The following is a 12,387-nucleotide window of genomic DNA, read 5'->3' on the forward strand; positions in this document are numbered from 1 at the left end:
AAAAATAAACAAATAAAAAAAAGTAGCGATGTTCCGCTACTTTTTTGAACGCATTACTTCTTTTAAAAATTCAGCTAATACTAACTGACGACGCCAACGTGTTGGATTACTACATAATCTGTAAAACCACTCTAAATGAATAGATTGAATCCATTTTGGCGCACGCTTTACCTCTCCAGCCCACACATCTAAACTACCGCCTACTCCAACAGCCATTTTCGTTTCTAAACGATGCTTATTGTTTTGGATAAAGTTTTCTTGTCTTGGAAAGCCAAGTGCAACAAGTAATAGATCTGGTTTTGCCTCTTGAATACGTGAAACAATATTCTCTTCTTCTTCTTGTTTAAAATATCCATCTTGTATCCCCACGATAGATGCAGCCGAATATGTCTTCGTTAAATGATCAGCCGCGGCTTGTACAACATGTGGTTTTGCACCTAATAAGAAAACAGATACTGGTTTATTCTCTTCTGATAACTTCGCAAATAAATTACACATTAAATCAAAACCTGCTACACGTTCTTTTACAGGTGTACCAAGCATACCACTTGCTTTTACAACCCCAATACCATCAGGTGTAATTAAATCGGTATTTAGTAATGTTTTATGGAACTCTTCATCCTTTTTTGCACACATAACAATTTCAGGATTTGCTGTTACTACCTGAAAAGTATGAGTTTGCTCCAATTCTAGTTGTTCCTTTAAATATTGGACCGTTTCATCCATTGTCATTGTAGAGAAAGGAACACCTAGAATATCAACCGTTTGTACTGCCATAATTAACTATCCTCTCTATCATTAAAGGTTTTTTGCTATTAATTGCTTATATGTTTCTTTCGTATCTTCATATAATTTTTGAAGTGAGAAGTTCATAGTAGCATGCTCATAAATATGCTTGCCCATTACTGATAACTCTCCAGTTTTCCACTTATCATACGCCTCTTCTAATGCCGATGCCAATGCTTTTCCATCACCAGTTGGTACAATCCACCCATAAGTTTCATCTGCAATTAACGGTTCGATTTCTCCAGCTCTAGTCACAATTGATGGTACACGTTGATTTGCCGCTTCTAATAAAACTAATGGAAATCCTTCACTATGGGAAGTTAACAAATTGACATGTGATGAAGCAAATAATTGTTTCACATCTTGACGATGCCCTAAAAATTCAACTTTATCATTAATCCCTTTTTCAGTAGCTAACGCCTTTAGTTCTCTTTCTAACGGCCCGTCACCAACTAATAACACTTTAATTTTCTCCAATTTTGTTTGTTGTAACGCATCGAATAAAACTTCATGTCCTTTAACAGGATGCAAACGCGCTACTTGGATTGCCGTAAACACATCTTCATCAATATTAAACATTTCCTTTTTATTATAGCCATCTGCTTTTTCCTGATCATATTCAATCCCGTTATAGATAACATGCATCTTTTCATTTGAAATACCTAATGCGGCTAAGCTTTTTTTCAACCTATTCGTTACAACAAAAAATAAATCTATATTTTTTAAAGCTTTCAAATTTAATTTAGTAAAAATCCAGCCTTTTAAGCCTTGTTTAGTAAAGTCTTGAAATGGATCACTATGAATTGTCGTAACCCATTTTGCCGCGAATTTCTTCTTCATTAGAGAAACAAAGAAATTCGCCCTAGGACCGTGTGTATGAACTACATCAAATTTTTCTTTATTAATGAATTCACTTATGTTCTTTAAAATGGATAAATCATAGCGAGATTTTTGTGAAAACACATGAACTTTTATTCCTAGCTCTCTTGCTTCTTTCGCAACAATTCCATCTTCAAATACTGCTAATTCTACTTCACCATCCGGAAACTGATCGAGCAGTGAAATAATATGTGTTTTTCCTCCACCATCTTCTGCCCCTGCATTCATATGCAATATCCTCATATTTTTTCCTCCTTTAAATCCTCGCTACATTTCCATCTATCTTTATTTTACTGTACTAAAAAATAAAAGCTAACAAAAGTTAGCTTTTATTTTTATCATTCAATTTCTAAATCTACAATTAGACAAGCTAACACCACTACAAAGTAAATCCCTACTCCTGGTGCTGTCAAAATATGTCCTGCAATATATGCAATACCTAATGCTAATACTAAGCTTGCTGTAATCATTCCATATTTCACATTAAATATTTCCTTAAATCTTGTAACAAATGCTAGTAGGATTCTTACGCCGTAATAAATAAATGGAATCATCATTAACGCAAAACCAATAATTCCGAAATCATAAAACCAATCATGGAAGTCCATTTCGATTAGCTTCGGATCTGGCTCTTTTTGTTCATTATACTTAAAGTTACCTGCGTAACCCATTCCAAATAATTTTTGTGACATTGGCGCTTCTTTAAAGAACTGCTTATGTCTCTCTTCATATACTTGACGTCCACTGAAAATAAGATTTTCTTGATTTTCTTTCTTTTGCTCTTTCTCAAGCTCTTTCTTAACTTCAGCTTCTACCTTCGCCTTTTCTTCTGGTTTCTCAACTTTATGTTGTTTTTCTTCTTTTTTAATTTTCTCTTTAATTTCTTTTTCTTTTTGACCTTGCTGCGCTACATTTTGTTCTGATAAATAGTTGTTATGAATACCCATATTTTGTGCTAATGGCGTCATTTTAAACGTTCCAACAACACCAGCCAATAGGACAATAGCAATTAATCCATTAAGTACAAGAGACATTTTGTTTGGATTTCTTCTATCAAATAATAATTGTAGTACGATAATCCCGATTGCTGCTGCTAACGTAGCACCAATTGAGCCCATCCCTACTTTCGTACCGACTTGAATTAACGAGTAAATCATTAGAAGCGATGGAATCCAATATAAAACGTGTTTCACGCTCTTTGTTTTTTGAATAGAATATAGTACCACAATAGGGAAAATAATAGCTAAGATTGACCCTAGTTCATTACCTGCATAGAACCACCCTCGGGAACCAACTTTCATCCATTGATAACTACCAAAGTCTGTAGATGTCGAAATAGAAATAACCATAATAGCGTTAATGATTAATGTTGAATACACAATACTATTTCTGACTTTGTCACTAATATTTACTTTCTTTTTCAATGATTTTAAAGCTAAAATGTATGATCCTAGCATGATATATATATATAATGCCTTCGCAACAAACTTAACTTCTTCACCAAGTACAATAGGATTCTTAACTAGTTTATTATTAATAAACCCTATCCCTAAAACTACTGCTAATAGTATTAAGTAAATTAAAAACTTCCTATTTTCCTTCTCTTTTGCCTGAATTAAAATGTAAATACCACCAACAGCCATAATAAGAAATCTTACCAAAATTCCAACAGTGGCATTTGACTTTAATAAAACGATGCTAAGAGACGTTAATAAATCTAAAACAGGCTGTAAAATAATAAAAAAGAGCAAAAAATGCTCAAATCTAACCCTAGCTTGATTTGCTAACATTCCAAGACCTCCATACAAAATCTTCACATTATCTTTTAATCATAGTTTTCTACTGTTTAAACACACCTAGCAATTATAACATAACTCATATTTAAATTGAGAACTATTTTTCATGCCGAAACTAGTCAAATCCAGCATTATTAGTAACCGAAAACATTGTCCTTTAGCTATCCTTCCCTATCCCTATAAAAACTATCTAACACATATGCACTTATTTTCGACCGTACAGAAATATTTTTTTATCATTTTATACAAATGTACAAAGCGGACTTATCTTATTGTACCATCCCTCCAACTAAGCTACATCAAAAAACTATACTATTAATCTTTCCACACTTTTTCGCTTTACTTTATTGCTACTTATCAAGCATTTTCAAACGCTTTCTTTAGCTATTTCATCCATTTTTCTACATGTAGCGAAAAGTAATTGTTATTTCCAAAACTTTAGTGTATATTTTTTCTCTGGAACATCTTTAAGAGGAAGGAATTAAAGCCATGTTATTAATCGATATATTTACGTTTCTTGGCATTATCGCCGCTGCCATTTCTGGTACATTAGTTGGTTTAAAAAAAGATCTAGATTTATTTGGTGTCCTTTGTTTAGCTGTAGCTACTGCGCTCGGCGGCGGTATTATTCGTGATATTATGATTGGTAACCTGCCTCCTGTCGCATTTGTAAAACCCATTTACTTTTTCGTAAGTGTACTATCAGCATTATTCACATGTATGTTTTTCGAGCGCATTAATAAACTTCAAGTCGTTATTATGCTTTCTGATGCTGTTGGTTTAGGGGTATTTACAGCCATTGGTGCAAATGCAGCAATGTCACATCACGTTGACGCCTCGTTTTTAGTCGTTTCAATGGGAGTTATTACAGGTATTGGGGGCGGTATTTTACGTGACATTTGCGCTCAAGATATCCCGTATGTATTCCGAAAAGAGATATATGCAATTGCTTCTATTCTAGGAGCAGTTAGTTTCTTAATTACACATGCAATGGGGGCACACATATTAGCTTTCTATGTCTGTTTATTAATAACATTCGTTATTCGTGTAGTCACCGTAATATATAATGTACATTTCCCAGTTTTCTTTAAAACACATGCAAAAATTAATAAAGGCCATTAAGAGAATTCTACATAGAATTCTCTTAATTTATATGCAATTCCATATACTATAGAGTAATTGTATATAAAAATATATAATTACATTAGAACAAAAAAATGAAAACGTTTTATAAACAGGGGGAAGAATGATGCTTGGGGTTTTTAAAAAAAATAAAACAAACACCAGTATAATTGAATTAAGCAAAGGCCAACAAATCATATTTAACGTGCCTGCTAATTCTGAACTAAAAACTCAAATGGATATGCTACATATTTCAAAGGAAGATTTACAAATTGTTAAAGTATTACAGCCATTTATTTATGAGGAAATAGATTGGATAACAGAAAAATTCTACACCAACATCACAAAACAACCTAATTTAATTGCTGTTATTGAACGCTACAGCTCTATTCCCAAATTAAAACAAACTTTAAAGACACATATTAAAGAATTGTTCAGCGGGAATATGAATGAAGATTTTATTGAACAACGTGTTAGAATTGCAAAAAGGCACGTACAAATTGGTTTACATAGAAAATGGTATACCGCTGCTTATCAAGAATTATTCCGCTCCGTCATAAAGATTTTGCAAACGAAAATTTCAACGATAGACGATTTTTCTTATTCTATAAACGTAATAAATAAATTATTCACATTAGAACAAGAACTTGTTATTGCAGCTTATGAATCCGAATATGAAAGAATCCAAAAAGAACATGAAAAAGAAAAAGAACTGACAACTATGACGATTACACATATTGCAACAGAACTAGCGGCAGTATCTGAAAAAACAAGCTCTTCTATTCAACAGTTAACATCTAAATCAGAAAGTATCGTAGGAATTGCAAAAACAGGTACATCATTAGCTACGACATCAGAAGAAAAGGCCAATAAAGGAAAAGAACAATTAAATCTGCAAAACAAACGAATGGAAAGCATCCAAACGAATATGGAAACTATCATTACTGATACTCATGAACTTCTTGATATTTCTAACAAAATTAACGAAATCATTGATATTGTAAAATCAATCGCCGAGCAAACAAATTTACTAGCATTAAATGCTGCTATTGAATCTGCACGTGCTGGCGAATTTGGTAAAGGTTTTTCAGTCGTAGCGGGAGAAATCCGAAAGTTATCAGAGCAAACGAAAGAATCAATTTCCAACGTTACAAAACTCGTTGAAAAAACTAATGAACAAATTATACACGTCTCTTCTTCCGTGGAACAAATAAGCTCTCTCGTATCTGAAGGGACAGATAGTATGCATGCGACAGATCAATATTTCCAAGAAATCGTAAAAGATATGTCTAACTCTAAAGAACAAAATAAAAAAATTGAAAATGAATTAGAGACTATCTCACAAGTAATGAAGAGTATTCAAGACGATTCCTCAACAATGGCCTTAACAGCGGATAATTTACAACTAGAACTAAACCGATAAGACAAATCGATACAAAGTGGAGATTCGTCATCTCCGCTTTGCATTCATCCTTATCATCCATCTACAAAAAAAGAATCCAAAATGGATTCTTTTATTTTCTGAAAAATATTTTTTGGCAATAAAAATAACTCATATAAACACCAAAGCTTTGTAAAATAAACAAAGCTGGCATAATAATATTATAATATGCCATATCTACTCGGAAGAGCCTTAACGACACGTATCCGGTAATTAATAATACAAACAACATATATCCTTCATTTTGCTGTTTCTTAATTAGAAAATGTAATAAAGCTATGGCCATAAATAATGTCACCACTATATATATAAGCTTTTCACATTTAAAAATAATAGAATTTATTCCCTCGTCTGAAAGCTGGTTAATAACTGGTTTTAACAGTTTAAATCTTTCTACTTCCATTTCTTTTAACTCTTGATCAATGTGCTCTTTTACACTTTTATTTTTGGATGTTTTTTCTTCATTTTGACTTTTTCCAATTAAAACAGATTGAACATAAGTCTGATTAGAAATCGTATACTGTGACATTCCCATCATCTTGATACCATAGCTCACACCAAAATGAGTACTATAAAACAGAATAAGTATTCCCATCATTTTTAATAGTAATTTTTGTTTCGTTGCTGATTGAAATAATTCAATTAACAGCACATATACAACTATAAAAATAGGTAAAAATAACCCCATTGGGAAAATCATATTGCTAAGCGCAAATAAAATGGCTGAAATTACCCACATATAAGGATGGTCTAATCCCTTATATAAAAATATGTAACAAGCACAATAAAATAAAAATATTGCGAGTGATTCCGCCGTTAATACAGAACTCATAAATATATTTGGAATATATAAAGCGTAAAACATTGATGCAATACGACCACACTCTTCTCCAAAGACCATTGACGCAATGCGATAAATGAAAAATGCAGTTCCTGTACAAAATAAAATATTAAATAATTGTAAAGCGAATACCGTATCACCAAATATACGAATGATGATTGATTCATAAATAATAAAAGGTAACTGTACTATATTTTCTATATTATTGCCAATTGCAATCTGCTTTGCAGACTCATACATAGCTTTCATATCACCTATCATTGGAACATCTACAAATAGAACTGTGATAAGTCTTACAACTGTAGATATGCTCATAAGAAAAACAAGAAATTGTTTATCTGTAAAACGATATTGCAAAATTGATGCTACTAACAAAATAAGAATAACAAAAATCACTAATACAATTGTTATACTTGTTGTACTTCCTCCAAAAAATTGCTTACTTGTTTCAAAAGCCGACCAACAACTATAGACAAAAAATGCGAGCATCGCACCAATCATTATTTTACTGAAGAAAGACGAAAAATTTGTTCTTATATGATTCATATGTCCATTGCACCTCTACTTCCATTCATAACAAAATGATTCTATCATGAATAAGCACAAGGTTAATAGGGAATTTCTATGACAAATACATAGTCATTACTTTTTCACTTGCAATGTAAGCGAATCCTCTTTTACACTACATTTTATATATGATAAATTTTCTTTCAGTTACATGAATACAAATACAGAAATTTCAATAAAGTGAAACTTTAATCCACGGGGGTTTTGTTCATCCCCCACTGACTATTAGCCCGCAAATAGTGGGATAATCCTCTTTTGGAACACTTTACTTCATTAAATATCTAATATGGGTACTCCACTTACACATGTCACTCTGATTGAAAACAGAAAATAGGGGATGAATATATGGAAAAGAAATTCATGCGAGAATCAAAAGCAATTAAAACAACACGTGTTTTTCCTAACGATTTAAATAATCACCAAACACTTTTCGGGGGGAAATTATTAGCAGAAATTGATAGTATAGCTTCAATTGCAGCTGCGAGACACAGCCGCAAACATTGCGTAACAGCATCTATCGATTCCGTTGATTTTTTAACTCCAATTCACCAAGCAGATTCTGTTTGTTATGAAGCATTCGTATGTTATACAGGAAAATCTTCAATGGAAGTTTTCGTAAAAGTAATTGCAGAGGATCTACTAGCAGGCGAGCGTAGAATGGCCGCAACGTGTTTCATTACATTTGTCGCATTAAAAGATGGAAAACCTTCATCTGTACCACAAGTAATTCCTGAAACAGAGGAAGAACATTGGCTACATACAACTGGTTCAGAGCGTGCCGAAAATAGAAAAAAAGGACGTTTAAAAAGTAAAGAAATGGCTGAAGTGTTAACTTTAAGTAAGCCTTGGAATATGTAACATTAGGATTTTATCTTATACATGCACAGGTTTTTTCTTCCTTGCATGTATTTTTTATTATAATAAAGTGTTAAGCCTTAGCATTTTTATTCTATGCCTGTTCCCTAAAATCACCCATCAGCTTTTCCTTTATTTTGTTATACTATTAATGGTATATTAAATAATGTTCGTTTAAAAATAACCATAATACGATTAAGTATATAAGGGATGGTGCGGTAATGTCTATTGAGGTACCAATTTCAATACCAAAAACGTTAATTATTATTCCAGCGTATAACGAGGAAGAAGCAATTGCAGATACATTAACAAGATTATTAGAACTAAAACAGCATTTTACAGCATTAAGCATTTGCGTTATTAATGATGGATCAAAAGATAAAACAGCTCAAATCGTAAAAGATTTCCCTGTTCATCTTGTTAATTTACCATATAATCTAGGTATCGGTTCAGCTGTACAAACTGGATATAAATACGCTTATGAGAACGGATATGATATTGCGATTCAGTTCGATGCTGATGGACAACATAATCCTGATGATTTATACAAAATCATACAGCCTATTGCCGAGGATCAATGCGATATGGTGCTTGGTTCACGTTTTACAGAAAAAACAGCATATAAAGGTAGTATTTCCCGAAGAATCGGTATTTTTTATTTTACCGCTCTATTGAAAGTACTAACAAAACAAACATTTATGGATCCAACTTCTGGGTATCGTGCTATCAATCGAGAAGTAATTAAGATTTTTGCACACAATTATCCAAAAGATTATCCGGAGCCAGAAGTCCTTATTCATTTAAAAAAGAAAAAACTCCGCATTAATGAAATATCTGTAAATATGCAAGAGCGGCAAGGTGGACAATCTTCCATCACTCCCCTTAAATCTGCATATTACATGGTGAAGGTAAGTCTTGCTATATTGATGCAAAAAATCGTGAAAGGTTGATAATAAATGCATATAATTACCTTTTCATTTATCTTTATTTTATTACTATTCTTCTTAATTATTAATTCCATTCGTCGTGGGACTTTAGAAACAAAATATGCTATTTTATGGATTTTCGTTTGTGTTGCAATGGCTATTTTAAGTTCTACGGATAAAATTATAAATTGGATTGGAAAACTATTAAAAGTAGAATATCCTCCGTCCATTTTATTCTTATTCGGACTATTATTCTGTTTTATCTTAATTTTTGACCTGACGAGAAAAATCTCCAAATTACACCATCAACTTGTAACATTAACGCAAGATTATGCATTATTAAAACAAAAATTAAAGATAACAGATAAAGAATAACTTCCTAACTAAATACTAATATATAAAAGCTCCTGAATTTTGCTTGAAAAATTCAGGAGCTTTTATCATTTCAAATTATTTCTTTCTAATTATAAGAGATACCACAATAGAAAGTTGATTTACAAAGTTTATATGCGTTAAACTTATACAGATGTTCTTGTAGTCTTCTTCCTTTCAAAAGGCTTGTATATATGGTACAAAACATAAAAAATTTGAGGAGATAAAAACTCTATGATGGAACAAAAACAACTCGTTTCCGTTGTCATACCTCTGTATAATACGGAAAAATATATTGAAGAAACGATGCAATCAATACTAGATCAAACATATAAAAACATTGAAATTGTAATTGTAGATGATGGAAGCAAAGATCAATCACCTTCTATCGTAAAAAATCTTGTACAAAAGTACCCAGGACAAATAAAATACGTCCCTCAAGAAAATCAAGGTGTTTCTGTTGCTCGTAATACAGGAATTGAAAATGCTAGCGGAGAATATGTTGCTTTTCTTGATAGTGATGATTTATGGAATCCAACAAAAATCGAAAAACAAGTTGAAAGCATGCATAAAAACAACATGAACGCTTGTTATTGTGGCTATATGAACTTTTACGAAGAGACTGGTGAAAAAATTGAGCACACGACAAACTTTATTAAAGGTGATATGACAAAAGCTTTCTTAACGCATCAAGTTGTTGCTCAGACGAGCACTTGGATTTTCAAAAGATCTATCGTGATGGATCATAATATTCGTTTCACACCAGGATGTAGCTGGGGAGAAGACTTAGAATTTCTATTTAAATTAATGAGCGTTACAAATGTATGCTATGTAGATGAATATTTAACATATTATCGAATCTTATCAGAAGGAAATCTTTCTTCAAAGTATAAAGATTATGAATTAAAAACAGCAAAAGAATTAGAAGTGTTTAATCGAATGAAAGATTGGGTTCATAATAAATCAAAAGACTTAATCGTGAATGATTCTACAGAACTTATTGAAATCCTTGAAACTTATCTATTCCCATATACAGTCATTAACAATGCTTGTATATACATTAAAGGAAGCTCTAAGTTAGATAAATCACAAGTTCAATTAATCAAGGGCGATATAAATAAATATTGTCGCAAAATTTATTCGAAAAATGGAAAACGAAGCAAAAAGCTATACGCGATGCTTTGGTTTGTACGAATAAAGTTTATATTTTCTTAAATAAAGAATACGCTTTTAAACATACTTTCCATAAACAAATCAAATTTACAAATAGGACGAAGTGCGTCCTGAAAAATAGAAAGGTCTTGTTCCATGAAAACAAATAAAATCCTTAAAAACGCCTCCTACCTATTTGTAGGAAATATTACTGTTCGATTTGTACTTGCTATTGCGACGATTTTCTTTGCAAGATATGTTTCACCAAAGGATTATGGGATGTTTACAACTGCATTAGCAGTTTCCGCTGTTATTTGTTATTTTACAGATGCAGGTTTGACACATACGTTTATGCGTGAAGGAACGAGAAGCAACGCTAACATTAGCGTACTAATTAGTAGTTATTTACGTATTCGTTTAGTATTAGCTATCGTAATTTCTGTGCTCTTCGCTATTTTCGCTCAGTTCTTCTATCCCGATGCTTACTTACGTGCGATGGTATATTGGGTTGTACTGCCGACAATGTTTGGAGCCACTTTACAAGGTGTTGGGATGGCTTACTTCCAAGTAACAGAACGCATGCAATTTACAGCGATTATTTCTGTAATACAAGGTGTAACAGCCGCAGCTGCTCTTCTACTAGGAATGTCCTTTAAATGGTCACTTATGATGGTTGCTGCCATGTACGGGATATCTAGTCTTGTAACAGGACTTATCGCCTTTATAATGGTAATTCGCCATACAACAGTTCATAAGGGCTGGGATAAAGGCATTTTAGATCAATTGCTCATTTTCACAATCAATGGCATTATCATTATGCTCTTACCACAGTTAGGGCCTATTATATTAGAAAAAGTCTCAACATATGAGCAAGTTGGATTCTTTGGCGCTGCATCGAAAATACCTGCTGTACTTTATCAAATACCGGGCGTAATTGCAGCAGCCTTTTATCCAAAGTTATTTGCTTTTGGAAATGAAAAGAATATTGATGAACATAGAAAACTATCTCAGTTCGAATTAAAACTTATGTCTTTCTTAGGAATGGGAATTTCCATCCCATTTATCGCCGATCCAAGTTTTTGGATTGTTACTTTATTAGGTGAACAATATGCACCAGCCGGTGATGCTCTTGCAATTTTAGCCTTTATGGTTATTTTACAATCTATCAACTATCCACTTGCTGATAATTTAACAACTATTGGTCAACAGTGGAAGCGTGCGACAACGATGGGAATTGGATTAGCTGTCGCTATCGTAAGTTACATCGTATTAGGCAGCCAATTTGGAATGATGGGAGCTGCGGTCGCTGCTATCATTACTGAGGTTACTTTATTAATCGGATTTACTTTATTCGTTCGTAAAGGATTTACATTACTATTCAAAGGGATTGTATTTAATACACTAGCATTTATAATCAGTTACGCCCTATACCGCACAGTATTAATTAACTTACCACCACTGGTAGCTCTAACACTTACTGGTATATTGTACGGTATTATTGGCCTTGCAATTGATCCACAAATACGCGGGTTGATTTTAGGATTTGTAAATAAAAAATTAGTTCGTAAAAACGCTTAAAAGCCAAAAGCTTTTCCTATTAAGAATGGAAAAGCTTTTGGCTTTTTATATACCATCATTTACAGAACATAA

Annotated in this window: 11 protein-coding genes and 1 pseudogene; 8 read left to right on the forward strand and 4 right to left on the reverse strand. The window is 32.6% G+C overall.

All coding sequences use genetic code 11. The annotated features are described in order from the left end of the window. Positions 1 to 36 precede the first annotated feature (36 nt). The 3 genes from MKX37_RS26535 to MKX37_RS26545 all read right to left on the reverse strand — a co-directional run bounded on the left by MKX37_RS26535 (position 37) and on the right by MKX37_RS26545 (position 3,455). Positions 37 to 777, reverse strand: a complete 741-nt coding sequence (locus tag MKX37_RS26535) for a WecB/TagA/CpsF family glycosyltransferase (protein WP_002016406.1) — start codon at positions 775 to 777, stop codon at positions 37 to 39. A 21-nt stretch (positions 778 to 798) separates the two neighbouring features. Continuing rightward, positions 799 to 1,908 (reverse strand): glycosyltransferase family 4 protein, encoded by a 1,110-nt coding sequence (locus MKX37_RS26540; protein ID WP_002089874.1) that lies wholly within the window; start codon positions 1,906 to 1,908, stop codon positions 799 to 801. Between the two features lie 95 nt (positions 1,909 to 2,003). After that, complete coding sequence (locus tag MKX37_RS26545; RefSeq protein ID WP_002167300.1) at positions 2,004 to 3,455, reverse strand: O-antigen ligase family protein; 1,452 nt, start codon at positions 3,453 to 3,455, stop codon at positions 2,004 to 2,006. A 495-nt stretch (positions 3,456 to 3,950) separates the two neighbouring features. On the opposite strand from MKX37_RS26545, the gene MKX37_RS26550 reads away from it, so the two are divergent. The 3 genes and pseudogenes from MKX37_RS26550 to MKX37_RS27520 all read left to right on the forward strand — a co-directional run bounded on the left by MKX37_RS26550 (position 3,951) and on the right by MKX37_RS27520 (position 6,006). Next, positions 3,951 to 4,583, forward strand: coding sequence for a trimeric intracellular cation channel family protein (locus tag MKX37_RS26550; protein ID WP_002016412.1), 633 nt, complete (start codon positions 3,951 to 3,953; stop codon positions 4,581 to 4,583). 241 nt (positions 4,584 to 4,824) lie between these two features. After that, a pseudogene (locus tag MKX37_RS27515) lies at positions 4,825 to 5,202 on the forward strand (protoglobin family protein); the annotation flags it as partial. Continuing rightward, complete coding sequence (locus tag MKX37_RS27520) at positions 5,200 to 6,006, forward strand: methyl-accepting chemotaxis protein (protein ID WP_370458378.1); 807 nt, start codon at positions 5,200 to 5,202, stop codon at positions 6,004 to 6,006. The pseudogene MKX37_RS27515 and the gene MKX37_RS27520, both read left to right, overlap by 3 nt. Before the next feature lie 91 nt (positions 6,007 to 6,097). Here the strand turns inward: MKX37_RS27520 and MKX37_RS26560 are convergent, their stop codons facing one another. Next, the gene (locus tag MKX37_RS26560; RefSeq protein WP_078421770.1) at positions 6,098 to 7,411 is read right to left on the reverse strand and encodes an ArnT family glycosyltransferase; all 1,314 of its coding nucleotides are present in this window, start codon (positions 7,409 to 7,411) and stop codon (positions 6,098 to 6,100) included. A 366-nt stretch (positions 7,412 to 7,777) separates the two neighbouring features. Between MKX37_RS26560 and MKX37_RS26565 the strand changes: the two genes are divergently transcribed. From MKX37_RS26565 to MKX37_RS26585, 5 genes are all read left to right on the forward strand, one after another. Then, entirely contained in the window at positions 7,778 to 8,290 is a 513-nt protein-coding gene (locus MKX37_RS26565; protein ID WP_000412118.1) for an acyl-CoA thioesterase, read from the forward strand. Positions 8,291 to 8,508: 218 nt separating this feature from the next. Continuing rightward, the gene (locus tag MKX37_RS26570; protein WP_000021472.1) at positions 8,509 to 9,237 is read left to right on the forward strand and encodes a glycosyltransferase family 2 protein; all 729 of its coding nucleotides are present in this window, start codon (positions 8,509 to 8,511) and stop codon (positions 9,235 to 9,237) included. Positions 9,238 to 9,243: 6 nt separating this feature from the next. Beyond that, complete coding sequence (locus MKX37_RS26575) at positions 9,244 to 9,588, forward strand: DUF2304 domain-containing protein (protein WP_002016417.1); 345 nt, start codon at positions 9,244 to 9,246, stop codon at positions 9,586 to 9,588. A gap of 231 nt (positions 9,589 to 9,819) precedes the next feature. Then, the gene (locus tag MKX37_RS26580) at positions 9,820 to 10,800 is read left to right on the forward strand and encodes a glycosyltransferase family 2 protein (RefSeq protein ID WP_002034967.1); all 981 of its coding nucleotides are present in this window, start codon (positions 9,820 to 9,822) and stop codon (positions 10,798 to 10,800) included. A 93-nt stretch (positions 10,801 to 10,893) separates the two neighbouring features. Then, on the forward strand, positions 10,894 to 12,315 hold the full coding sequence (locus MKX37_RS26585) for a flippase (RefSeq protein WP_002034968.1): 1,422 nt from the start codon (positions 10,894 to 10,896) through the stop codon (positions 12,313 to 12,315). The last annotated feature ends 72 nt before the right edge of the window (positions 12,316 to 12,387 follow it).

Source organism: Bacillus sp. FSL R5-0709, assembly GCF_038004785.1.
GTDB lineage: Bacteria > Bacillota > Bacilli > Bacillales > Bacillaceae_G > Bacillus_A > Bacillus_A mycoides.